Below are 23,654 nucleotides of genomic sequence, written 5' to 3' on the forward strand. Positions count from 1 at the left end.
TGGGCCTTCGGCCCCTCAGGGTTCGTGTCAGCGCAGGCCCGTCGACCTGTGCAGGGCCGCCTGGATCAGGCGGTCCACCAGTTCCGGGTACTCGATGCCGCTCGCCTTCCACATCGCCGGGTACATCGAGATCGGCGTGAAGCCGGGCAGCGTGTTGATCTCGTTGATGACGAACTCGCCGTCCTCCGTGAGGAAGAAGTCCGCGCGGACCAGACCTTCGCAGGAGGCCGCGTCGAAGGCCTCGACGGCGAGCCGCCGGACCTCGGCGGTCTCCTGCGGCGTCAGCGGGGCCGGGACGATGCCGGGCGTCGAGTCGATGTACTTGGCGTCGAAGTCGTAGTACGCGTGGGCCTCGGGCGGCGGGATCTCGGCGGGCACGGACGCGCGGGGGCCGTCCTCGAACTCCAGGACACCGCACTCGATCTCCCGGCCGCGCAGGGCCGCCTCGACCAGGATCTTCGGGTCGTGCCGCTGGGCCTCGGCGATCGCCTCGTCGAGACCGGCGAGATCGTCGACCTTGGTGATGCCGATGGAGGACCCCGCGCGGGCGGGCTTCACGAAGAGGGGCCAGCCGTGCTCACCGGCGAGGTCGATGATCTTCTTGCGGGCGGCGGCCTCGTCGAGCTGCCACTCGCGCGGCCGGATCACCACGTACGGGCCGACCTTCAGCCCGAAGGAGGTGAACACCCGCTTCATGTACTCCTTGTCCTGGCCGACCGCCGAGGCGAGCACGCCCGAGCCGACGTACGGGACCCCGGAGAGCTCCAGCATGCCCTGGAGGGTGCCGTCCTCGCCGTAGGGGCCGTGCAGGACGGGGAAGACCACGTCGACCTCGCCCAGCGCCTTGGGCACCGAACCCGGCTCGCTGTAGACGACCTCCCGGTTGGCGGGGTCGACGGGGAGCACCACGCCGCCCTCCCGCGACTCGGCGAGTTCCTCGACGCTCGGCGTACGGCGGTCGGTGATCGCCATGCGTTCCGGTTCGTCGGCGGTGAGGAACCAGCGGCCCTCCCGGGTGATGCCGATCGGCAGGACGTCGTACTTGGTCCGGTCGATGGCCCGCAGCACGGCGCCGGCCGTGACCACGGAGATCCCGTGTTCCGAGCTGCGGCCGCCGAAGACGACGGCCACGCGCGGCTTGCGGGACGGCTGCTCAGGGCTCTGGGGGAGGTTCTCGGTGCTCATATCGCGTCGAGAGTACCCGTTGGTACTGGGCCAGTCAGTGCCCGTACGGCCGCTTTCGCTCAGCGTCGCTCCGGCTTGGCGCTGCGCGACATCATCTCCTTGAGGGCGACGACCGGCGGCTTGCCGTCGTGCACGATGTCGACGACCGTCTCCGTGATGGGCATGTCGACGCCGTGCCGGCGCCCCAAGTCCAGTACGGACTCACAGGACTTGACGCCCTCGGCGGTCTGCTTGGTGACCGCGATGGTCTCCTGGAGGGTCATGCCCCTGCCGAGGTTGGTGCCGAAGGTGTGGTTGCGGGAGAGCGGCGAGGAACAGGTCGCCACAAGGTCGCCGAGTCCCGCGAGTCCGGCGAAGGTGAGCGGGTCGGCGCCCATCGCGAGGCCGAGCCGGGTCGTCTCCGCGAGACCGCGGGTGATGAGCGAGCCCTTGGCGTTGTCGCCGAGGCCCATGCCGTCCGCGATGCCGACGGCGAGACCGATGACGTTCTTCACCGCGCCGCCCAGCTCGCAGCCGACGACGTCGGTGTTGGTGTAGGGGCGGAAGTACGGGGTGTGGCAGGCGGCCTGGAGCCGCTGGGCGACGCCCTCGTCGGTGCAGGCGACCACCGAGGCGGCCGGCATCCGGGAGGCGATCTCGCGCGCCAGGTTGGGTCCGGTGACGACGGCGACGCGGTCCTGCCCGACCTTGGCGACGTCCTCGATCACCTCGCTCATCCGCATGGCGGAACCGAGTTCGACGCCTTTCATGAGCGAGACGAGGACGGTGTCGGGCGCCAGCAGCCCGGTCCAGTGGGCCAGGTTGGCCCGCAGCGTCTGGGAGGGGACCGCGAGGACGGTGAAGTCGGCGCCCGCGGCGGCCTCGGCGGCATCGGTGGTGGCCCGCAGGTTCTCCGGAAGCCGCACTCCGGGGAGGTAGTCCGGGTTGGTTCGGGTGGAGTTGACCGCGTCCGCGAGGTCCGGACGCCGTCCCCACAGCACGGTGTCGCATCCCGCGTCGGCGAGCACCATGCCGAAGGCCGTGCCCCACGAACCGGTGCCGAACACCGCCGCCTTGACCGGCTTGCTCACTTGCCCTGCCCCTCTTCCTGACGTTGCTGTCCCCGCAGTGCCCCATTGTGCTGCTCGGGCCGCCGGTGCTCGACCGCGGCGGCGCTCCTGCGCCGCTGCTCGATCCGCACCAGCTTGGGGTCGTACGGGGTCTTCGGCGCCCGCTCGCCGCGGATCTCCTCCAGCTGGCGGGTGACGGCGGCCATGATGACCTCCGTGGCGTCCTTCAGCAGGTCCGGGCTCATCTCCCGGCCGTAGAAGCGCGTGAGGTCGACGGGCGGGCCCGCGAGCACGTGGTGCGTCTTGCGCGGCAGGATGTGGGGCTTCTTCGCGTACGGCGGCAGCAGTTCGTTGGCGCCCCACTGCGCGACCGGGATCACCGGGCACCGCGTCTGCAGGGCGACCCGCGCGGCGCCGGTCTTGCCGGTCATGGGCCAGCCGTCCGGGTCGCGGGTCAGGGTGCCCTCGGGGTAGAAGGCGACGCACTCGCCGCGCTCCACGGCGTCGATGGCGGCCCGGAAGGCGCTGAGTGCGTCGGTGCTCTCGCGATAGACGGGAATCTGACCGGTGCCGCGCATCACGGCGCCGATGAATCCCTTGCCGAAGAGGCCGCTCTTCGCGAGAAAGCGCGGAACCCGGCCGGTGTTGTACTGATAATGGGCGTACGCAAAGGGATCGACATGCGAATTGTGGTTCACGGCGGTGATAAATCCACCCTCGGCCGGAATGTTCTCCATTCCACGCCAGTCCCGCTTGATCAGCACCACCAGGGGCGGTTTGGCGATCACCGCGGCGAGGCGGTACCAGAAGCCGATTCTCCGGCGGGGCACGCGGACACCTTCCTCTAGGACTTCCCAGGGCCTGTTCCGGGGGCCCGGAGCCGCACAAGTGTCGCCCCGGGCTGCCGGTCTGTCGAGAACACCGTACGCCCCGCCCTACGTCCGTCCATTGCGCCCAGGTGACAATGGCGGCGACAAGAGAGGGACGGAACGCCCGTGCAGTGGACCCTGGTCGTGCCCGTGAAGCCCCTGGCGCGAGCCAAGAGCAGGCTCTCGGACACCGCCGCCGACGCGGTGCGCCCCGGGCTGGCCCTCGCCTTCGCCCAGGACACCGTGGCCGCCGCCCTGGCCGCCACGGCCGTGCGCGGTGTGGTGGTGGTCACGGACGATCCCCTCGCCGCGCGCGAACTCACCGCCCTGGGCGCGCACGCCGTGCCGGAGGATCCCCGCGGCGGCCCCGGGAACGGCCTGAACGCCGCTCTGCGGCACGGAGCCGCCGTCGTGCGCGATGTACGCCCGCAAAGCCCCGTGGCGGCCCTGAACGCCGATCTGCCCGCCCTGCGCCCCGGGGAGCTGACCCTCGTCCTGGGCGCGGCCGCCGCGTTCCCCCGCTCCTTCCTCGCCGACGCGGCCGGCACCGGCACCACCCTGCTCGCCGCGGCTCCCGGTCACGACCTCTCCCCCGCCTTCGGCCCCGGATCCCGTACCCGCCACCGCCGCTCCGGCGCCATGGAACTCGACCTCACCGCCGTCGACTCCGTGCGCCAGGACGTCGACACCGGCGACGATCTGCGCGCCGCGCTCGGCCTCGGCGTCGGCCCCCGTACGGCCGCGGTGGCCGCGCGCCTGCTGATCCCCGGCCAGTAGGCTGCGGCCATGCAGGCCACCGCGTACACCTACGACCCCGCCACCCGCACCGGCCAGGTGCTCCTGGACGACGGCACCCCGGTCCCGTTCGGCGCCCCGGCCTTCGACGCGGGCGCCCTGCGCCTGCTCCGGCCGGGGCAGCGGGTCAGGATCGAGACGGAGGGCGAGGGGGAGACCCTGCGCATCACCCTGATCACCCTGCAAACGTTCTGAACTCCCGGCGAAGCCTGTCCCGGAACACGCCGCGGGCCGGGCTCCATCGACAGGAGCCCGGCCCGGCGCGTGTGAGTACCAGGCGCCCTATGCCTGGCGTGCGGCGGTCTTCTTGGCGGTCGTCTTGCGAGCCGTCGACTTCTTGGCCGGCGCCTTCTTGGCCGTGGCCTTCTTGGCCGGCGCCTTCTTCGCGGCCGTCTTCTTGGCGGCCGTCGACTTCGACGCCGTGGTCTTCTTCGCGGCGGTCGACTTCGCGGTCGTCTTCTTCGCGGTCGTCTTCTTCGCCGTGGTCTTCTTCGCGGCGGCCGTGGTCTTCTTGGCCGGGGCCGTCGTGGTCTTGCGGGCGGTCGTCTTCTTGGCCGCGGTCTTCTTCGCCGCCGCCTTCTTGACCGTCGCCGAAGCCCCACCGCTCAGGCTGCCCTTGGGCGCCTTCTTGACCGCGACCTCGCCACCACGGGGAAGCTTCTTCGAGCCGCTCACCAGGTCCTTGAAGCCCTGGCCCGCGCGGAACCGCGGCACGGAGGTCTTCTTGACCCGAACCCGCTCACCCGTCTGCGGGTTGCGGGCGTAACGGGCCGGCCGGTCCACCTTCTCGAACGAACCGAAGCCGGTGACCGAGACCCGGTCCCCGGCGACGACCGCGCGGACGATGGCGTCCAGAACGGCGTCGACCGCGTCGGCGGCCTGCTGACGCCCGCCGACCTTGTCCGCAATCGCTTCTACGAGCTGCGCCTTGTTCACGTCTTCCCCTTCGGAGACATCGCCAGAACGAAAGTGTTCAAGCTTTTCGCACGTTAGGCAGATATATACCGCAAATCAAACACGAAACGGGCTTATCACCCTTGTGCCGCAACGAACTCGGCAGCCACGGACTTCTCTCAGCGTTCCTCTACGGGCATTCGCCCCGCGTCGAGGTCCGCCGTGAAGCCCTCCAGCCGCCTTGCCGCGTCGGCGAGATCGTGCTTGGCCACGGCCGTAATGACCAGCAGCTTCCGGGTCAGCGCCATGCGTACGCCCTCCGGGACTTGCAGTGCGCGCACTCTTGCGTGCGCTTCCTTGAGTTGGCTCGCGACTGCCGTATAGAGCTCGAGTTGGCCGTCGTGTTCCATGCACAGATTGTGCCATCTGGGGCGAGTTGTCGCCTGCGCAGGGGGCAACTGCCGTCTCCTGGAGGCCCGAGGAGCACCTCCGATCGATGCCACACGATGGTGCGCGTACCCCGGCAATCACCTTTGTAACTAGGGGAGTTGAAACCTTTCTGCACATGACTTCGAAGGTCCCCGAACCCGGACGTGCAGGTACCCCCAACCGTGCACGATTGGGGGTACCTGGGGGTGTCGCGGTGGCTGGAATCCGCCGTGCGCGGGCGGCCCTCGGGGGCGGGTCCGCGCCGGTGGATCAGATCTTCAGCGTCCTCGGCTTGTACGACGGCCGCTTGGCCTCGTAGGCGGCGATGTCGGCCTCGTTCTGGAGGGTGATGGAGATGTCGTCCAGCCCGTTCAGCAGCCGCCAGCGGGAGTTCTCGTCCAGCTCGAAGGCGGCGGTGATCCCTTCGGCGCGCACCTCGCGGGCCTCCAGGTCGACCGTGATCTCGGCCTCGGGGTCGTTCTCGCTCAGCTCCTGGAGCGCTTCCACGATCTTCTGGTCCAGAACCACCGTGAGCAGGCCGTTCTTGAGTGAGTTGCCGCGGAAGATGTCGGCGAACCGGGAGGAGACGACGGCCTTGAAGCCGTAGTTCTGCAGTGCCCAGACGGCGTGCTCACGGGAGGAGCCGGTGCCGAAGTCGGGGCCGGCGACCAGGACGGTCGCCCCCTTGCGCTCGGGGCGGTTGAGGACGAAGTTCTCGTCCTTGCGCCATGCCTCGAACAGTCCGTCCTCGAAGCCGTCCCTGGTCACCTTCTTGAGCCAGTGGGCGGGGATGATCTGGTCGGTGTCGACGTTGCTGCGGCGCAGCGGGACGGCCCGGCCGGTGTGGGTGGTGAATGCTTCCATGGCTGTTCAGACTCCAGCGGGCGCGGGGGCGTCGGTCAGGTCGGCGGGCGAGGCCAGGTGGCCCAGTACGGCGGTGGCGGCCGCGACCTGCGGCGACACCAGGTGCGTACGGCCGCCCTTGCCCTGCCGGCCCTCGAAGTTGCGGTTGGAGGTGGACGCGGAGCGCTCACCGGGGGCCAGCTGGTCCGGGTTCATGCCCAGACACATCGAGCAGCCCGCGTGCCGCCACTCGGCGCCGGCCTCCTTGAAGACGACGTCCAGACCCTCGGAGACGGCCTGCAGACCGACCCGCGCGGAGCCGGGGACGACCAGCATCCGTACGCCGTCGGCGACTTTGCGGCCCTTGATCAGCTCGGCGGCGGCGCGCAGGTCCTCGATGCGGCCGTTGGTGCACGAACCTACGAAGACGGTGTCCACGTTGATGGACTTCAGCGGCTGACCGGCCTCCAACCCCATGTACTCCAGGGCCTTTTCGGCGGCGAGGCGCTCCGAGGCGTCCTCGTACGAAGCCGGGTCGGGGACCGACGCCGAAAGCGGCGCGCCCTGGCCGGGGTTGGTGCCCCAGGTGACGAACGGCGACAGGGCGGCGCCGTCGATGGTCACCTCGGCGTCGAACTCGGCGTCCTCGTCCGTCCTCAGCGTCTTCCAGTACGCGACGGCCGCGTCCCAGTCCTCGCCCTCGGGGGCGTGCGGGCGGCCCTTGAGGTACTCGAAGGTGGTCTCGTCGGGGGCGATCATGCCCGCGCGGGCGCCGGCCTCGATCGACATGTTGCAGATGGTCATGCGGGCCTCCATCGAGAGCTGCTCGATGGCGGGGCCCCGGTACTCCAGGACATAGCCCTGGCCGCCGCCCGTACCGATCTTGGCGATGATCGCCAGGATCAGGTCCTTGGCGGTGACGCCCTCGGCCAGCTCGCCCTCGACCGTGATCGCCATGGTCTTGGGGCGGACCAGCGGCAGCGTCTGCGTGGCCAGCACGTGCTCCACCTGGGAGGTGCCGATACCGAACGCCAGACCGCCGAAGGCGCCGTGCGTGGACGTGTGGGAGTCGCCGCAGACGACCGTCATGCCGGGCTGGGTCAGACCCAGCTGCGGGCCGACGACATGCACGACACCCTGCTCGACGTCGCCCAGCGGGTGCAGGCGCACACCGAACTCCGCGGCGTTCGCGCGCAGCGTCTCCAGCTGGACGCGGGAGACCGGGTCCGCGATGGGCTTGTCGATGTCGAGGGTGGGGGTGTTGTGGTCCTCGGTCGCGATGGTCAGGTCGAGCCGGCGAACCTTGCGCCCGCTCTTGCGGAGACCGTCGAAGGCCTGGGGGCTGGTCACCTCGTGCAGCAGGTGCAGATCGATGAAGAGGAGGTCGGGCTCGCCCTCGGCGCGCCGGACGACATGGTCGTCCCAGACCTTCTCCGCGAGTGTCCTACCCATCGCTTTCCCTCCGGCCGGCTTGTCCGAGCGCCGGCCCAACTAGAGATATCGGAGGTGGCGGGCGCACGTACCCCTCGTATGAGCGCCGGCCGCCGGGCTCGTTGGTCCGCGAGCCGTTGTTCTGCTTCCAGAGTGGCAAGGTCCACGCGAAATTGAACTTGCGTTTCACAGAGTGAGACGCGAGTATCGTTGCATGGACAACAGTAGCGGCGTCGGCGTTCTGGACAAGGCGGCCCTGGTCCTGAGCGCTCTGGAGTCCGGTCCGGCCACCCTCGCGGGTCTGGTCGGCGCCACCGGACTCGCACGGCCCACGGCCCACCGCCTGGCCGTGGCTCTGGAACACCACCGCATGGTGGCACGCGACATGCAGGGCCGTTTCATCCTCGGCCCCCGGCTGGCCGAGCTGGCCGCGGCCGCCGGCGAGGACCGCCTCCTCGCGACGGCGGGCCCGGTGCTCACGCACCTGCGCGACATCACGGGCGAGAGCGCGCAGCTCTATCGCCGGCAGGGCGACATGCGTATCTGTGTCGCCGCCGCGGAGCGGCTCTCCGGCCTGCGGGACACGGTCCCGGTGGGCTCGACCCTCACGATGAAGGCCGGTTCGTCGGCGCAGATCCTCATGGCCTGGGAGGAGCCGGAGCGGCTGCACCGCGGCCTCCAGGGCGCCCGTTTCACGGCCACCGCCCTCTCGGGCGTACGGCGCCGGGGCTGGGCCCAGTCCATCGGCGAGCGCGAGCCGGGCGTCGCCTCGGTCTCCGCGCCCGTGCGCGGCCCGTCGAACCGTGTGGTGGCCGCCGTCTCCGTCTCCGGCCCCATCGAGCGCCTCACCCGCCACCCCGGCCGTATGCACGCCCAGGCGGTCATCGACGCCGCGGGCCGCCTCTCGGAGGCTCTGCGCCGCACCGGCTGACCCACCCGCCCGTCCGACCATGCGAAAAGGCCTGCCTCAACGCCGCGGCAGGCCTTTCCTCATGGGGCGACAGCAGGCGCGCCCTTCAGGGGCGCGGGGAACGGCGCGAGCGACCACGATCCACCCTCGGCCGACCCACCACAGCGCCCCCACGGCGACTAGGCACTGACTCCCCGCCGGTGGGCGAACCTCTCCTTCGCCGACCTCCCCCGCGCCTCGATCGGCAGCACCCCGGTGGCCGCCGCCAGGCCGAACGCGGGCATGTCGGCGTAGATCGACTCGTACGAGCCCGCCGGCACCACGTACGTCTCGTGCCACAGGCCCACGTGCTGCCGGGCCTTCCCCTTCCGTTCCTTGCGGTTCAGCGCGGCCCACGCCACACGGTGGAACGCGTCGGGCGCGTGCGCGTAGGCGTAGAGCTTCTCCTTGGACTCCCAGTACTGGACTACGTAGTACGTCCGCGGCGAGGCCGTCAGCAGCACGGCGTTCAGCAACCCCCGCTCCGGGTCCTTCCGCAGCTCACGCAGCATCCGCGGCATCGCCGTCAGGACGGGCATCCAGTGGTGCACGGCCCAGAAGTGGTTGATCCGCGTGCCGATCAGCAGGACCACCACATCGCCCTCGGCCGCCGCGGTGGTCCGGCCGGCCGTGACCCGCTTTCCGAACATGACTCCCCCTAGTTGGTGAGCGGCACTATCCGAACTGCCGTGCTTAGATAGTGGCACTTCCCAAGGAGAGGCGCAAGAGAGATGCGGCTGGCGGAGCTGAGCGAGCGCAGCGGGGTGTCCACGGCGACGATCAAGTACTACCTGCGTGAGGGGCTGTTGCCGCCGGGCCGCCAGGTCAACGCGACGACGGCGGAGTACGACGAGGAGCATCTGCGCCGACTGCGGCTGGTGCGGGCGCTGATCCAGGTGGGCAAGGTGCCGGTGGCGAACGCCCGGGAGGTGCTCCGGCATGTGGACGACGAGTCGCTCGGCCGCACGATCCGTCTCGGTGCGGCCCTGTGGGCGTTGCCGCAGACCCCCGGCCCGGACGAGGAGGACCCGGTCACCGTCGCCGCGACGGCCGAGGTGGACCGGCTTCTGCGGATGCTGGGCTGGGAGTCGGCGCGGGAGACCGGCTCCCTCTCCCCCGCTCACCGTTCACTGGTGGCGCTGGTGGCGACACTGCTGCGGCTCGGCTTTCCCTGCGGCGCCGAACAGATGGCCCCGTACGCGGAGTTGATGCACCAGGCGGCCGTCAGGGATCTGGATCACATGGAGAGCTACGCGTCCGACACCGAGATGGTGGAGGTGGCGGTGTCGGCGGCGGTGCTCTTCGAGCCGGTGCTGCGCTTCCTGCACCGGCTCGCCCAGGAGGAGGAGTCGGCCCGGCGGTACGGCTTCGAGTAGCCGGGGCGCACGACGAAGGCCCTCCACCGAAGTGGAGGGCCTTCATGGAACGTACCCCCGACCGGATTCGAACCGGCGCTACCGCCTTGAGAGGGCGGCGTGCTAGGCCGCTACACAACGGGGGCCCTAGCGATCCTGCATGCGTTTAATCTACAACGCCGCAGGTCCGAGCTGGTCTACCTGGACTCGAACCAAGAATGACGGTACCAGAAACCGTAGTGTTGCCAATTACACCATAGACCAATAAGGTTGAGACCTTTGCGTACCCCCGACCGGATTCGAACCGGCGCTACCGCCTTGAGAGGGCGGCGTGCTAGGCCGCTACACAACGGGGGCCCTAGCGATCCTGCATCGACAGTGGTGGGAGCTACCCTGGCCACCTTCGCGGGAAGGATCTGTACCCCCGACCGGATTCGAACCGGCGCTACTGCCTTGAGAGGGCAGCGTGCTAGGCCGCTACACAACGGGGGCTTTGCGGATCTGATCTCCGCATGCGCAGATGAGCTCTGCGAGCTGGCCTACCTGGACTCGAACCAAGACTAACTGAACCAGAATCAGTCGTGCTGCCAATTACACCATAGGCCACTGGAACGCAAGCCCCTGTGGGGATCTTGTTCTAGTTCGCTCCGTCGGTTCCGGCCTTTCGGCCCGCTCCCCGGCGGCGCAGGAAGAACATTACCCGAAGGTGGACGGCGCTCCAAAACGGGTATCCGAGCCGAGGATCGCGGGGAGTTCGGCGAGGGTGGCGATCCGGCGGGGCCCGACGGGCGGGTCGATGGTCGCGTGGAGATCGCCGCGGTCGATCCAGACCGACAGCAGACCGGCGTCGGCCGCACCCCGGCCGTCGATCTCGGGGTGGTCGCCGACGTAGGCGACCTCGTGCGGCGGCAGCTCCAGGGCCTCGCAGGCCACGTGGAACGCCTCGGCGGCCGGCTTGTGGACGCCCAGCTGCTCGGCGCAGAGCACCGTCTCGAAGCGGTCCCACACGCCGAGCGCGCGCAGCTTGCGCTCCTGGACGGGGAGGCTGGAATTGGAGAGCACCGCGTGCCGGTGGCTGGCGGCGAGCGCGTCCAGGACGGGCACGACGTCCGGGAAGAGGGACCAGGCCCGCTCGTAGTGGGCGATGTAGCGCTCGAACCAGGCGTCGGCCTCGGCGTCGCTCAACGACCGGCCGTGGAAGTCCCGGACACGGTCACGACGGGTGGACTCCCAGTCGCCCTCGCCCGCCGCGTACCGCCGCCAGTGCAGGCTGGTCAGTTCGCGCCAGCGGGTCAGGGCCTCCTCGACGGAGCCGTGGCCGAGCAGCAGCCCCTCGGCGGCGAGATGGTCCCGCATGCCGGCCCGGTCGGCCGCGGTGTAGTCGAAAAGGGTGTCGTCGACGTCCCAGAGCACCGCCTTGATGTCCATGATCCGACGGTAGCGGGAGGCCGGTCGTCCTGTCCGCGGGACGGGACGACGAAGGGGCGGCGCCCGACCCTCGGGCGCCGCCCCTTCCCCACAACCGTTACGCGGCCAGCTTCGCCAGGGCCGCGTCGATCCGCGCCAGGGTCCTGTCCCGGCCGAGGATCTCCAGGGACTCGAAGAGCGGGAGGCCGACCGTGCGGCCGGTGACGGCGACACGGACGGGGGCCTGGGCCTTGCCGAGCTTGAGACCGTGGGCCTCGCCGGCGGCCAGGACGGCCTCCTTCAGGGACTCGGCCGAGGTCCAGTCGGCCGCCTCCAGCTTCTCCCTGGCCGTGCGCAGCAGGGCGTCGGAGCCCTCCTTCATGGCCTTCGCCCAGCTCGCCTCGTCCTCCACCGGCTCCGGCAGGAAGAGGAAGTCGACGTTCTCCGTGATCTCGGACAGGACCTTCAGACGGGTCTGCGCGTGCGGGGCGATGGCCTCCCACCTGGCCTCGTCGAAGTCCTCCGGCGCCCAGGGGGCGAACGGGGCCTTCAACCAGGGGGCGCAGCGCGCGGTGAAGTCCGCCACGTCCAGCAGCCGGATGTGGTCGGCGTTGATCGCCTCGGCCTTCTTCAGGTCGAAGCGGGCCGGGTTGGGATTCACGTCCGCGATGTCGAAGGCGGCGACCATCTCCTCGATCGTGAAGATGTCCTGGTCGGCGGAGAGCGACCAGCCGAGCAGGGAGAGGTAGTTGAGCAGGCCCTCGGGGAGGAAACCGCGCTCCCGGTAGAGGTTGAGGCTCGACTGCGGGTCGCGCTTGGAGAGCTTCTTGTTCCCCTCGCCCATCACGTACGGCAGGTGCCCGAAGGACGGGACCTCCTTGGCGATGCCCAGCTCGATCAGCGCCTTGTAGAGGGCGACCTGGCGGGGCGTGGAGGAGAGCAGGTCCTCGCCGCGCAGGACGTGGGTGATCTCCATCAGGGCGTCGTCGACGGGGTTGACGAGGGTGTAGAGCGGGGCGCCGTTCGCGCGGACGATGCCGTAGTCCGGGACGTTCTCCGGGGTGAAGGTCAGCTCGCCGCGGACCAGGTCCGTGAAGGTGATCGTCTCGTCGGGCATCCGGAAGCGGACGATCGGTTCGCGGCCCTCGGCCTCGTACCGCGCCTTCTGCTCCGGCGTGACCTCGCGGCACTTGCCGTCGTAGCCGGAGGGCCGGCCGGCGGCACGGGCGGCGTCGCGGCGCTCCTCCAGCTCGGAGGCGGTGCAGTAGCAGGAGTAGGCGTGGCCGGCCTCCTTGAGCCGCTCGGCCACCTCCAGGTACGTCTCCATGCGCTGCGACTGGCGGTACGGCGCGTGCGGGCCGCCGACCTCGGGGCCCTCGTCCCAGGTGAAGCCCAGCCAGCGCAGGGAGTCCAGGAGCTGCTCGTAGGACTCCTCGGAGTCGCGGGCCGCGTCGGTGTCCTCGATGCGGAAGACGAACGTGCCGCCGGTGTGGCGGGCGAACGCCCAGTTGAACAGGGCCGTGCGGACCAGACCCACATGGGGGTTGCCGGTCGGGGACGGACAGAAACGTACGCGGACGGAGCCGTTAGCCACGCTTGATCACCTTGTTGGTGAGAGTGCCGATGCCTTCGATGGTGACGGCGACCTCGTCGCCGACGTTGAGGGGGCCGACCCCTGCCGGGGTGCCCGTGAGGATCACGTCGCCGGGGAGCAGCGTCATGGCCTCGGTGATGTTGACGATCAGGTCCTCGATGGAGTTGATCATCTCGCTGGTGCGGCCCAGCTGGCGCTGCCCGCCGTTGACGGTGAGCTGGATGGTCAGGTCGCGCGGGTCGAGGTCGGTCTCGACCCAGGGGCCGAGCGGGCAGGAGGTGTCGAAGCCCTTGGCCCTGGCCCACTGCTTCTCGCGCTTCTGGACGTCCCGGGCGGTGACGTCGTTGGCGCAGGTGTAGCCGAAGATCACGTCCTTGACGCGTTCGCGCGGGACCTCGCGGCACAGCCGGCCGATGACGACGGCCAGCTCGGCCTCGTGGTGCAGTTCCCGGGAGAACGCCGGGTACTGGATGTCGTCGCCGGAGCCGATCACGGAGGTGGCCGGCTTGAAGAAGGCGAACGGGGCGTCGGGGACCTCGTTGCCCAGCTCGCGGGCGTGTTCGGCGTAGTTGCGGCCGAAGGCCACGACCTTGTTGGGGAGCACCGGCGGCAGCAGCCTGACCTTGCTGAGCGGGACCTTCGTACCGGAGAGCTGGAAGTCCGCGAACGGGATGCCCTTGATGATGTCGAGGACGAGCTCGTCCGGCTTGTCGCCCTCGACCGCGCCGAAGGCTACGTTCCCGTCGATGGAGAACCTGGCGATGCGCACGGGATGCTTGCGCCCCTTAACTGAGCTGGCTGGAGTCTGACGGTCCAGGCTAACGCGGGGCGGGGTGGCCGCCTCGCGTATTTGAACCGCGCAGGCATGCCGAGCAACCGCGTAGGCAGGCGAGGGGCGCCCGGCAGGTGCCGGGCGCCCCTCGCCTGCCTACGCGGGAGTCCGCCGGATCTCCGGGAACTTCACCGGATCCGCGTTGAGCGCTCGGCGGATCGTGCGCGTACTTGAGCGTGCAACTACTCCGCCGCCTGGACCGGGACCGTCATCAGGACCGTCCGGCGGGGGTTGGCCGTCTGGGAGGGGAGGTCGACGGAGTGCTCCTGCTCCGGCGTGCGCAGGTCCTCGGCGTCGGCGAGGTGGGCCAGCGTCGTGCGCCGGGGGTTGGCTATGTTGCGGAACATCGTCGTCGTCTTCACTGTTGTCCTGGACCTCGTCGTGTGCGGGCGCCGGGCGGACCGCAAGGGCCGTCCCACAAGCGCGGGTTGTCGGATTCGCCATCCCTGTAAAGCGTCAGGCTAAACATCCGATTCCCGGGTCAAGTCGTGAAGAAGGCATGATCGGCGTGTGAGTTTGCTCACTCAGTCATGGGCAAAACGGTCAATCCAGGCCATCGCCACACCTTCACGAAACGGACATAAGACGCCTGAATCTCCCATTCCGCTCCTGATCATGGCGACTGGGACACCCGGCTCACGCCAGGGGAACGCACAGGTATGTCCGTAATGAACGGAAACACCCTCCACGCCCGGTGACCCGGTCCTCACATGCTGTCACAGTGAACAGACCGTTACCCGTTGGCCTTGTTGCAGATCCGGCACTGTGCTGGAATTCCACGGACCGCCGCAGGATCGTGCCGGCGCGCAGAGGCGCAGAAGAAACAGCGCCTGGCGGCGGTGGGAGGGGGAGCCAGCGCCGGTCACTCACGACCATCCAATGGGGACGTATTCAGGGCGCCCCCGAAGACGCCGACACCGTCCCGCCGTTCACACGGTGGGGCGCCTGGTCCAGAGGTTGCGACGCTAGTGCAGGGACGTTTCAAGAGGGATGGCAGCGCTTCGGCGGAGCCGGAGCCACACAACGGAACCGGCAACGGTTCCTCCCCCCAGCACGCCCAGAACCCGGGTCCGGCGGAGATCGGCGACGGCGGGGAGCGCTCCGGGCGCCCCGGCGCGTCAGTTGCTCCCCAGCAGCCCGGAAAGTCCAAGGGCGGCACCAACGGCGGGGGCACGAGCGGCTCCCGAATAGCCCTGCGCAACTGGCGCATCTCGACCCGTCTGGTCTCGCTGCTCGCGCTCCCCGTGGTGGCGGCGACCTCGCTCGGTGCCCTGCGCATCGGCGACAACGTGGACGACATCCAGCAGCTCGACAACATGCGGCTGCTCACCGACATGACCAAGCAGGCGACCGAACTCGCCACCGCGCTCCAGCAGGAGCGCGACCTGTCAGCCGGTCCCCTCGCGCACGGTCTGAACGCCGGCGACTACACCGTCAAGGGCGCCCGCGAGAAGACGGACCAGGCCCGCGTCCAGTTCACCGACGCCACCCAGGCCGCCGAGACCGCGAACACCACCGCGAAGATGCCCGGTGTCCGCGACAGCCTCGTCCGGGTCGTCCGCGAGCTGTACAACCTGAGCAGCATCCGCAAGAACGCCTACGTGGACCCGAAGAACTCCACGCAGACCGTCGAGGCGTACCACCGTCTCGTCGACCAGCTGCTCGAACTGTCCACGGACATGGCCGAGGCCACCAGCAACCCGGAGATGATCTCCCGGACCCGCGCCCTGGCGGCGTTCTCCTCCGCCAAGGAATACGCCTCGGTGCAGCGCGCGGTCATCGCGGCGGCCCTGCCCGAGACCGACGACAAGGCCGGCAAGCTCTCCGAGAACGACCGGCTGTACGCCTTCTCGGCGCTGGGCAACGAAGAGTCCGACCGCACCACCTTCTCCGACATCTACGGTGACGGTGCCGAGGAACTCACCCGGCCGATCGACGACGCGAGCCCGACCATCGAGGCCTCCGACGTCTACGCGGACCGGGTCCTCGCCAGCGCGGGCGGTCTGGGCGGGCAGGACAAGCGCTCGTACAAGGACTGGACCGACGACTCCGCGGCCAAGATCGAGCAGATGAAGAAGATCGAGGGCTCGCTCCTCGAGGAGATGGAACAGACCGCCCGCAACCTCCGCGCCGACGCGGAGCAAGAGGCGATCATCTCCGGTGCGCTGATCCTCCTCGTCCTCGGTGTCTCCCTGGTCGGCGCGTTCGTCGTGGCCCGGTCCATGATCCGCTCGCTGCGCCGGCTGCAGGACACCGCGACCAAGGTCGCCCAGGACCGGCTGCCCGAGCTGGTCAAGCAGCTGTCGGAGTCGGACCCGCAGGACGTCGACACCTCCGTCGAGTCCGTCGGTGTGCACTCCCGCGACGAGATCGGCCAGGTGGCCGCGGCCTTCGACGACGTGCACCGCGAGGCCGTCCGCCTCGCCGCCGAGCAGGCCCTCCTGCGGGGCAACGTCAACGCGATGTTCACCAACCTCTCGCGCCGCTCCCAGGGCCTCATCCAGCGTCAGCTGTCGCTCATCTCCGAACTGGAGTCGCGCGAGGCCGACCCGGACCAGCTGTCCTCCCTCTTCAAGCTCGACCACCTCGCCACCCGCATGCGCCGTAACGGTGAGAACCTCCTCGTTCTCGCCGGTGAGGAACCCGGCCGCCGCTGGACCCGCCCGGTCCCGCTGGTCGACGTGCTCCGCGCCGCCGCGTCCGAGGTGGAGCAGTACGAGCGCATCGAACTGGCCTCCGTGCCGACGACCGAGGTCGCCGGCCGTGTGGTCAACGACCTCGTGCACCTCCTCGCCGAGCTGCTGGAGAACGCCACTTCCTTCTCCTCGCCGCAGACCAAGGTCAAGGTCACCGGTCACGCCCTGCCCGACGGGCGGGTGCTGATCGAGATCCACGACACCGGTATCGGCCTCTCCCCCGAGGACCTCGCGGCGATCAACGAGCGGCTCGCCTCGCCGCCCACCGTGGACGTCTCGGTCTCCCGCCGCATGGGTCTGTTCGTGGTCGGCCGGCTGTCGCAGCGCCACGGCATCCGTATCCAGCTGCGCCCGTCCGACTCGGGCGGTACGACCGCGCTCGTCATGCTCCCCGTCGACGTGGCACAGGGCAACAAGAAGCCCACCCCGGGCAAGCCGGGCCAGGGTGCTCCCTCCACCGGTGGTCCGGCCGCCGCGCAGGCCGCGGCCGGTGCCGCCGCCGCGCGTCGCCAGACCGGCAACCAGTCGGGTCCGCCGCTCGGCGGCCCCTCCGCCGGCGGCGGCCTGCTCGGCGGTCCTCCGCAGCGCGGGCAGGTCGGCGCGGGCCAGGGTCCGCGGGCCGCGCTGCCCGGCAACCCCAGCGGTCCGGGCGGTCTCGGCAACCCCGGCGGCCCGCGTGGTCCGCAGGGCGGTCCGCCGATGCCCCCGCAGGGCGGCCGGCCTCCGGCGGGTGCCGGTACCGGCGGGTTCGGCGGCGGCGGTGCGTTCGGCGGCGGTCAGGCACCCGGTGCCCCGCAGGGCCTGCAGGCCGCCGGGACCGGTGGCCCGAACGGCTTCGAGAGCTTCGACGACTCCGGACGCCAGGCCGGCTTCCCGAGCGGCTCGGGCCTGCGCCCGGCCGGTGACGCCGGTGCGTCCCGGACCGGCGGCGGCCCCGGTGCCGTACCGCCCAAGCAGGGCAAGGAACGTTCCGGCAGGCGCCGTCCGCAGCTGCCCGGCCGCGGTGGTCCGCGCGCCGAGCTGCCCGGTGGCAACGCCCCCTCGCGGACGCCCAGCTGGAGCGACGACAACGCGCAGCCTCCGGTGCCGCGCAACTCGCTGGACGCCCCGCGCGGCCACGAGGAGCAGCCGGACGTCACCGCGCCCATGCCGCGCGTCGACCCCGGCCAGGCTCCGGGCGCGCCCACGGACTTCCCGCGCTCCCCGGGTGCCGACTTCGACAGCCGTCGCCCCGGCGCCGGCACGCCGCCCGTGCAGGACGGCACCGGCTCCTACGTCCGCTCCGACGTGTTCGGCGGGGCCGGTGCTCCGCCGGCGCCCACCGGTCCGTCCCGCGGCGCCTCGCAGGACCCCTCGTCCACCGGCCAGTTCGCCGTGACGGGCTACGACGCCTCCGGCACGGGCCAGTTCCCGGCGCAGGGCCGGCCGAACCAGCAGGACACCGGCCAGTACGGTGCTCCCGGCCGCCCCGGTCCGCAGGACCCGGGACAGTACGGTGCGCCCGGCCGGCAGAACGGCCAGGGTCCCGGGCGGTACGACGCGCCGGGCCTGCAGAACGGCCAGGACACCGGTCAGTTCGAGCGGCCGCAGGTGAACGGGGGCTTCGACGCTCCTCGTCCGCCGGTGCCGCCGCAGCGTCCGCCGGTGCCCCCGCAGCGCCCCGCGCGCCCGCAGGAGCCGGAGGCACTGCCCCCGGCGACGGGTCCGATGGACGGCCGTACGCCGCTCTACGACACGCTGGAGACCAACTGGTTCCACGGTCAGGGTGGTCAGAACGGCCAGAACGGCCAGGACGGCCGCCAGCAGGGCCGGCCGGCCAACGGTTCCGCGCCGCAGCAGGCTGCCGCTCCCGCTCCCCAGACTCCGGCCGCTCCTCAGCGTCCGGCGACACCCGCTGCGCCCGCTTCCACCACCTGGCGCAGCACGCCCAACGACGACCTGGTCCGCCAGGCCGAACGTGCCCGGCAACCTTCGGCGGGCGGGGTCACCACCTCCGGCCTGCCGCGCCGGGTCCCGCGCGCGAACCTCGTGCCGGGCACGGCTCAGCAGCAACAGCACCAAACCGGTCCGCAGGTCTCGCGTTCGCCTGACGACGTACGCGGCCGGCTGACCAATCTCCGTCGGGGCATCGCGCAGGGTCGACAGGCCGGCAACGGCCAGACCGGCAGCTTCCCGAGCCCCACTCACCAGCAGGAGCGTTAGTTGAGCCAGATGAGCCAAGCGGCACAGAACCTCAACTGGTTGATCACCAACTTCGTGGACAACACCCCCGGGGTGTCCCACACCGTCGTCGTGTCCGCCGACGGCCTTCTTCTGGCGATGTCGGAGGGCTTTCCGCGCGACCGTGCCGATCAGCTCGCGGCCGTCGCCTCCGGTCTCACCTCGCTCACGGCCGGGGCGTCCCGGATCTTCGAGGGCGGGGACGTGGCCCAGACGGTGGTCGAGATGGAACGCGGCTTCCTGTTCCTGATGTCCGTCTCCGACGGATCGTCCCTGGCCGTGCTCGCCCACCCCGAGTGCGACATCGGCCTGGTCGGTTACGAGATGGCACTGCTGGTCGACCGCGCGGGCGCCGTGCTCACGCCCGATCTGCGCGCCGAACTCCAAGGCAGTCTGCTCCACTGACGCCTGCGGATCCACAGACCTCACCAAATCACCGTCCGGCCGACACAGTCCCCCCACCGGCCCCCGTCAGACGGCACGACTGACCGACCTGCTGTCCCGCTCGGAGGATCAATGACCCCGCCCACCGCTCCTCACGATCCGTACGCAGAGCCGTACGGAGACGAGGGCGACCAGCCTCTGGTTCGGCCGTACGCCATGACCGGTGGCCGGACGCGGCCGCGTTACCAGCTCGCCCTCGAGGCGCTGATCAGCACGACGGCAGACCCCGCGCACCTGACGGGCCTGCTCCCCGAGCACCAGCGGATCTGCCACCTGTGCCGCGAGGTGAAGTCGGTGGCCGAGGTGTCGGCCCTGCTGTCCATGCCGCTCGGTGTGGCACGGATCCTTGTGGCGGACCTCGCCGAGGCCGGACTCGTCGCGATCCACCAGCCCGGTGGCGACGAGAACGCCGGTGGCGCCCCGGACGTGACTCTGCTGGAAAGGGTTCTCAGTGGACTTCGGAAGCTCTGAAGCGGGGCGGGCCACCACCTCGGCGAAGATCGTGGTGGCGGGTGGCTTCGGCGTGGGCAAGACCACGTTCGTCGGGGCCGTCTCGGAGATCAACCCGCTGCGTACCGAGGCCGTGATGACGTCCGCGTCCGCGGGCATCGACGACCTCACCCACACCGGGGACAAGACGACCACCACGGTCGCCATGGACTTCGGCCGCATCACCCTCGACCAGGACCTCATCCTGTACCTGTTCGGCACCCCCGGACAGGACCGCTTCTGGTTCATGTGGGACGACCTCGTCCGCGGCGCCATCGGCGCCATCGTCCTCGTCGACACCCGCCGCCTCGCCGACTGCTTCCCCGCCGTCGACTACTTCGAGAACAGCGGCCTCCCCTTCGTCATCGCCCTCAACGGCTTCGAGGGGCACCAGCCCTACACGCCCGACGAGGTCCGCGAGGCGCTCCAGATCGGACCCGACACCCCGATCATCACGACGGACGCGCGACACCGCTCGGACGCGAAGTCGGCCTTGATCACGCTGGTCGAGCACGCCCTCATGGCACGGCTGCGGTAGTTCCGCACAGCCGAAGTACCACGGCTGGGCCCAAAACAGGACCCAAGTCCACAACCGCATACGCCAGTTGTCGTAGTTACACCGGAGCCGGCTGTGTCTTTTGACACGGTCGGCCTCGGTGTTCATAACGTTTCGACAGAGAAATAGGGTGGTACGACCACGCGTCGCGGTCGATCGGTACCGCTGCGCTCACTTTGTCCCCGCCTTTTGCCGGGGCTCGCTCTTTATGACCGTTTTATCTGGGACTTACATCACGCGGAATCGTTGCCTCCCAGTGTTTGGAAGTCCTCAACATGACGTGCTGGAATGCCTGAACTGCCCATTAGTCAAAGACGTACTAGGGCGTGGAGTCACCCGCGGCACGACGTAGGTGCCGGCGCCGAGAGGTTGTTGGTCGAGTGAGGCGAAGCAAGAAAGGTCCCGAGCCGTCGGCGCGGGGCAACTTCACCCCGCCGCCGCGCGGAGCGGCACCCGCACAAGTGACCGGACCGGAGCCGACGGCACCTCCCGCGCCCAGCGGAAGCCGTCTCTCCCCGCGTAACTGGCGGGTACCCACTCGCCTGAACGCGATCCTCCTCATACCCGTGCTGGTCGGCCTGGTCATGGGCGGCTTCCAGGTGAAGGCGTCGATCGACACCTGGCAGGACGCCCGGGACGCCGAAAAGGTCGCCAAGATCGTATCCGCCGCCGGCGTGTACGCCGAGGCGCTCCTCAACGAGCGGGACATCTCCGCCCAGCCGCTGCTGGACGGCGACCGCGACAGCGAGGTCGTCAAGGACGCCCGCGCCTTCACCGACGAGAAGGCCGACGCCTTCCACGCGGAGGTCGTCGGAATGCCGTCCGGGCAGGGCCTGGAGCGCCGGCTGCGTCTGGTCGAGGAGGCCGAGCCGCAGCTGGAGAAGCTCCGGCAGACGGCCTTCACCCGCGCCGCCGACCCGGTACAGACCGAAGAGGGCTACGTCACCGTCGAGCACCTCCTGGCGGAGTTCTCCAACGAGCTCGGACTCGGCACCGGGAACATCACCGCGTACGGCCGTACGGTCTACGCGGTCACGCTCGCCAAGGGCGCCGCCTCTCTGCAGCGCTCGATCGGCACCCACCTGCTGGTCCGGCCCAGCGAGGACCAGAAGGTCTTCCGTCAGCAGGTCACCGCGTTCACCTCGTACGCGTACCTCGAGAACATTGCCGTACAGGAGTACATCTCCGGCGGTACGGAGGCCGACGCCGTGCGCCTGCAGTCGGTCATGGCGCAGAAGACCGAAGAAGGCAAGAAGCAGGCTGCCGAGGCCGCTGGCAAGGACAAGAACTACGTCCCGCCGCCGGACACCATGCTGAAGATGGTCCAGGCGATCGGCAGTGGTGCCTCCCCCGCGGACCTCGCCAAGCAGGGCGTCACCTACCAGAACTGGATGGCTGCCTCCACCCTGAAGTTCGAGGGCTACAGCGAGATCGAGACCGATCTGATCAACCGCGCGGTGTCCGAGGCCGGCCAGATCGCCTCCGACGCCCAGCGCGACGCCTACGTCAACGGCGCCATCGTCATCGTCGCCCTCCTCGCCGCCTTCATCATCGCCGGGATCATGGCCCGCCAGATGAGCCGCTCGATGCGCCAGCTGCGCAACGCCGCCTTCGGCATCGCCGAGCAGCGTCTGCCGATGCTGGTCGACCAGCTCTCGCGCACCGACCCCGGCCGGGTCGACACCCGGGTCGCGCCGATCCCGATCACCTCCACGGACGAGATCGGTGAAGTCGCCCGCGCCTTCGACCAGGTCCACCGCGAGGCCGTCCGGCTCGCCGCCGAGCAGGCCCTGCTGCGGGGCAACATCAACGCGATCTTCACCAACCTCTCGCGCCGCAACCAGTCGCTGATCGAGGGCCAGCTGACCCTCATCACCGACCTGGAGAACAACGAGGCCGACCCGGACCAGCTGGAGAACCTCTTCAAGCTGGACCACCTGGCGACCCGTATGCGCCGCAACGGCGAGAACCTCCTGGTCCTCGCCGGCGAGGAGCCCGGCCGCCGCTGGGACCAGCCGGTCCCGCTGATCGACGTGCTGCGCGCCGCCTCCTCCGAGGTGGAGCAGTACGAGCGCATCGAGCTGTCCGGCGTCCCGGAGGCCGAGATCCACGGCCGTGCCGTGACCGACCTCGTGCACCTGCTGGCCGAGCTGCTGGAGAACGCCACCACGTTCTCCTCCCCGCAGACCAAGGTCCGCGTCACCGCCACCCGTCTTCCCGACGGCCGCGTGATGATCGAGATCCACGACAAGGGCATCGGCCTCACCGCCGAGGACTTCGCGGACATCAACCACAAGCTGGCCAACCCGCCGACCGTGGACGCCGCGATCTCGCAGCGCATGGGTCTGTTCGTGGTCGGCCGGCTGTCCGACCGGCACGGCATCCGTGTCCAGCTCCGCCCCTCGGGCGAGCAGGCCGGTACCACCTCGCTGGTCATGCTCCCCGACGTCATCACCCACGGTGGCGGTGGCGAGCAGCAGCCCGCGGCCGACCAGTTCACGGTGTCGCAGATCATCCCGGAGCAGCAGCACGCGTTCCAGCAGCCGGCCGTGGCCCCGATGCGGACCGCCGCCGAGCTGGGCTTCGACGACAGCCGCTACGAGGTGCCGGACGACATCCGCGACCTGGACCCCGTGGGCCGCTCGCTGATGCGCGAGGAGCGCCGTGCGGCCCTGGAGTCCCAGGCGCACCAGAGCCCGCAGCTGCCCCCGGGCCAGACGCCGCGCTACGGCGACGACTTCCAGTCGCCCGAGCCGTCCTACGACAACGGCGCGACGGCGTACGTGGACCCGCAGCAGTCGTTCGACCAGCAGACGGCGTACGAGGAGCCGCGGCAGCCGTCGTACGACGAGGCGTACTTCGGTCAGGGCACCAACGGCATGGTGAACGGCAACGGGCATCTGCCGGGCGGGAACGACTCGTTCATCGCTACCGGCGGTTACCCCGAGCCCTCCTATGCGGAGCCCGTCCAGGAGGAGCACACGGCGGCCGCCGAGAGCGCCCCGGAGACGTACACCGGCTTCGACGAGCAGCCCTATCAGGACGACTGGCCGCAGCAGCAGGACTACCAGAGTTCCTACGGCTCCGAGTACGCTCCGGAACCGGAATCTTCGCAGGCCGCTGACGTGAAGGAGCCGGACCGCGTAGGCTTCGACCGTCCGGGTCCCACCCCTTCCGCCGGCCACGCGCTGACCGACGCCGGCCTGCCTCGCCGCGGATCCACCGCGAGCGTGGGCGGCACGAGCGCGGGCGCCGTGAACGGACGGCAGGAAGTGACCCAGGACCAGCCGACGGCCGGGGGACCGAACGGCGACTGGCGCTCGGACAACGACGCGCGCTGGCAGCAGGCCTCCCAGCTGAAGAAGCCCAAGGCGGGCGGGGTCACCTCCTCCGGCCTGCCGCGGCGGGTGCCCAAGGCCAACCTGGTCGAAGGCGCCGCCCAGACGACCCCGCAGGGAGGTCCACAGATCTCCCGCGCTCCCGAGGACGTCCGGGGCAGGCTGAGCAACCTGCGCCGGGGTGTCCAGCGGGGGCGCAACGCAAGCAGTGAAACGAACGGCCAGGCCACTAGGAATCACCACAGTGGTCCTGACAGCACCTACAACCAGGAGCGTTAG

General features: G+C 70.1%; 21 protein-coding genes and 5 tRNA genes. 9 read left to right on the forward strand and 17 right to left on the reverse strand.

Annotated features, from left to right (window positions below):
* Positions 1-27 precede the first annotated feature (27 nt).
* Genes ACZ6BB_RS29915 through ACZ6BB_RS29925 form a run of 3 tightly spaced genes read right to left on the reverse strand, consistent with a single transcriptional unit; the run spans position 28 to position 3,064 of the window.
* Complete coding sequence (locus tag ACZ6BB_RS29915) at positions 28-1,185, reverse strand: D-alanine--D-alanine ligase family protein (protein WP_471618243.1); 1,158 nt, start codon at positions 1,183-1,185, stop codon at positions 28-30.
* Between the two features lie 59 nt (positions 1,186-1,244).
* On the reverse strand, positions 1,245-2,255 hold the full coding sequence (locus ACZ6BB_RS29920) for an NAD(P)H-dependent glycerol-3-phosphate dehydrogenase (RefSeq protein ID WP_471618244.1): 1,011 nt from the start codon (positions 2,253-2,255) through the stop codon (positions 1,245-1,247).
* On the reverse strand, positions 2,252-3,064 hold the full coding sequence (locus ACZ6BB_RS29925) for a lysophospholipid acyltransferase family protein (RefSeq protein ID WP_471618245.1): 813 nt from the start codon (positions 3,062-3,064) through the stop codon (positions 2,252-2,254). Before ACZ6BB_RS29925 ends, ACZ6BB_RS29920 begins: the two co-directional genes overlap by 4 nt.
* Before the next feature lie 165 nt (positions 3,065-3,229).
* Between ACZ6BB_RS29925 and cofC the strand changes: the two genes are divergently transcribed.
* Together cofC and ACZ6BB_RS29935 are read left to right on the forward strand one after the other, a co-directional pair.
* Positions 3,230-3,880, forward strand: a complete 651-nt coding sequence (cofC, locus tag ACZ6BB_RS29930) for a 2-phospho-L-lactate guanylyltransferase (RefSeq protein ID WP_471618246.1) — start codon at positions 3,230-3,232, stop codon at positions 3,878-3,880.
* A gap of 9 nt (positions 3,881-3,889) precedes the next feature.
* Entirely contained in the window at positions 3,890-4,093 is a 204-nt protein-coding gene (locus ACZ6BB_RS29935) for a hypothetical protein (protein WP_005479889.1), read from the forward strand.
* 87 nt (positions 4,094-4,180) lie between these two features.
* Here the strand turns inward: ACZ6BB_RS29935 and ACZ6BB_RS29940 are convergent, their stop codons facing one another.
* The 4 genes from ACZ6BB_RS29940 to leuC form a co-directional block, all read right to left on the reverse strand.
* Entirely contained in the window at positions 4,181-4,834 is a 654-nt protein-coding gene (locus ACZ6BB_RS29940; RefSeq protein ID WP_471618247.1) for an HU family DNA-binding protein, read from the reverse strand.
* 137 nt (positions 4,835-4,971) lie between these two features.
* Positions 4,972-5,202: an SCO5555 family protein gene (locus ACZ6BB_RS29945; RefSeq protein ID WP_471618248.1), complete on the reverse strand. Its 231-nt coding sequence runs from the start codon at positions 5,200-5,202 to the stop codon at positions 4,972-4,974.
* A 289-nt stretch (positions 5,203-5,491) separates the two neighbouring features.
* A complete protein-coding gene (gene leuD / locus ACZ6BB_RS29950; protein ID WP_471618249.1) occupies positions 5,492-6,085 on the reverse strand; it encodes a 3-isopropylmalate dehydratase small subunit in 594 nt (197 codons plus the stop codon).
* Between the two features lie 6 nt (positions 6,086-6,091).
* Positions 6,092-7,516, reverse strand: coding sequence for a 3-isopropylmalate dehydratase large subunit (gene leuC, locus ACZ6BB_RS29955; protein WP_471618250.1), 1,425 nt, complete (start codon positions 7,514-7,516; stop codon positions 6,092-6,094).
* A gap of 193 nt (positions 7,517-7,709) precedes the next feature.
* Here leuC and ndgR point away from each other — a divergent pair, with 193 nt between their 5' ends.
* Positions 7,710-8,426 carry an IclR family transcriptional regulator NdgR gene (gene ndgR, locus ACZ6BB_RS29960; protein ID WP_003993203.1) on the forward strand — a complete coding sequence of 239 codons (717 nt, stop codon included), beginning with the start codon at positions 7,710-7,712 and terminating at the stop codon, positions 8,424-8,426.
* 158 nt (positions 8,427-8,584) lie between these two features.
* Here ndgR and ACZ6BB_RS29965 read toward each other — a convergent pair whose 3' ends face one another.
* The gene (locus ACZ6BB_RS29965) at positions 8,585-9,094 is read right to left on the reverse strand and encodes a DUF4188 domain-containing protein (protein ID WP_471618251.1); all 510 of its coding nucleotides are present in this window, start codon (positions 9,092-9,094) and stop codon (positions 8,585-8,587) included.
* Positions 9,095-9,175: 81 nt separating this feature from the next.
* On the opposite strand from ACZ6BB_RS29965, the gene ACZ6BB_RS29970 reads away from it, so the two are divergent.
* On the forward strand, positions 9,176-9,820 hold the full coding sequence (locus ACZ6BB_RS29970) for a MerR family transcriptional regulator (RefSeq protein ID WP_471618252.1): 645 nt from the start codon (positions 9,176-9,178) through the stop codon (positions 9,818-9,820).
* Between the two features lie 52 nt (positions 9,821-9,872).
* Here the strand turns inward: ACZ6BB_RS29970 and ACZ6BB_RS29975 are convergent.
* The 9 genes from ACZ6BB_RS29975 to ACZ6BB_RS30015 form a co-directional block, all read right to left on the reverse strand.
* Positions 9,873-9,945: transfer RNA gene (locus ACZ6BB_RS29975), tRNA-Glu, on the reverse strand.
* A 46-nt stretch (positions 9,946-9,991) separates the two neighbouring features.
* Positions 9,992-10,063, reverse strand: a tRNA-Gln gene (locus tag ACZ6BB_RS29980).
* Positions 10,064-10,083: 20 nt separating this feature from the next.
* Positions 10,084-10,156 (reverse strand) — tRNA-Glu (locus ACZ6BB_RS29985).
* A 62-nt stretch (positions 10,157-10,218) separates the two neighbouring features.
* A tRNA-Glu gene (locus ACZ6BB_RS29990) sits at positions 10,219-10,291 on the reverse strand.
* Positions 10,292-10,333: 42 nt separating this feature from the next.
* Positions 10,334-10,405, reverse strand: a tRNA-Gln gene (locus tag ACZ6BB_RS29995).
* A 90-nt stretch (positions 10,406-10,495) separates the two neighbouring features.
* A complete protein-coding gene (locus tag ACZ6BB_RS30000) occupies positions 10,496-11,227 on the reverse strand; it encodes an HAD family hydrolase (RefSeq protein ID WP_471618253.1) in 732 nt (243 codons plus the stop codon).
* Positions 11,228-11,324: 97 nt separating this feature from the next.
* Entirely contained in the window at positions 11,325-12,800 is a 1,476-nt protein-coding gene (gltX, locus tag ACZ6BB_RS30005; RefSeq protein ID WP_471618254.1) for a glutamate--tRNA ligase, read from the reverse strand.
* Positions 12,793-13,569 (reverse strand): fumarylacetoacetate hydrolase family protein, encoded by a 777-nt coding sequence (locus ACZ6BB_RS30010; protein WP_471618255.1) that lies wholly within the window; start codon positions 13,567-13,569, stop codon positions 12,793-12,795. The genes gltX and ACZ6BB_RS30010 overlap by 8 nt, the downstream gene beginning before the upstream one ends.
* Before the next feature lie 245 nt (positions 13,570-13,814).
* Complete coding sequence (locus tag ACZ6BB_RS30015; RefSeq protein WP_005479907.1) at positions 13,815-13,994, reverse strand: hypothetical protein; 180 nt, start codon at positions 13,992-13,994, stop codon at positions 13,815-13,817.
* A gap of 606 nt (positions 13,995-14,600) precedes the next feature.
* Here ACZ6BB_RS30015 and ACZ6BB_RS30020 point away from each other — a divergent pair.
* From ACZ6BB_RS30020 to ACZ6BB_RS30040, 5 genes are all read left to right on the forward strand, one after another.
* The gene (locus ACZ6BB_RS30020) at positions 14,601-18,530 is read left to right on the forward strand and encodes a sensor histidine kinase (protein ID WP_471618256.1); all 3,930 of its coding nucleotides are present in this window, start codon (positions 14,601-14,603) and stop codon (positions 18,528-18,530) included.
* A gap of 9 nt (positions 18,531-18,539) precedes the next feature.
* Positions 18,540-18,953 (forward strand): roadblock/LC7 domain-containing protein, encoded by a 414-nt coding sequence (locus tag ACZ6BB_RS30025; protein ID WP_005479910.1) that lies wholly within the window; start codon positions 18,540-18,542, stop codon positions 18,951-18,953.
* A 111-nt stretch (positions 18,954-19,064) separates the two neighbouring features.
* A complete protein-coding gene (locus ACZ6BB_RS30030) occupies positions 19,065-19,463 on the forward strand; it encodes a DUF742 domain-containing protein (RefSeq protein ID WP_037695902.1) in 399 nt (132 codons plus the stop codon).
* Positions 19,444-20,019, forward strand: coding sequence for a GTP-binding protein (locus tag ACZ6BB_RS30035; protein WP_383998857.1), 576 nt, complete (start codon positions 19,444-19,446; stop codon positions 20,017-20,019). Before ACZ6BB_RS30030 ends, ACZ6BB_RS30035 begins: the two co-directional genes overlap by 20 nt.
* Positions 20,020-20,417: 398 nt before the next feature.
* Positions 20,418-23,654: a sensor histidine kinase gene (locus tag ACZ6BB_RS30040; protein ID WP_471618257.1), complete on the forward strand. Its 3,237-nt coding sequence runs from the start codon at positions 20,418-20,420 to the stop codon at positions 23,652-23,654.

Source organism: Streptomyces sp. NPDC041108, from assembly GCF_055592645.1.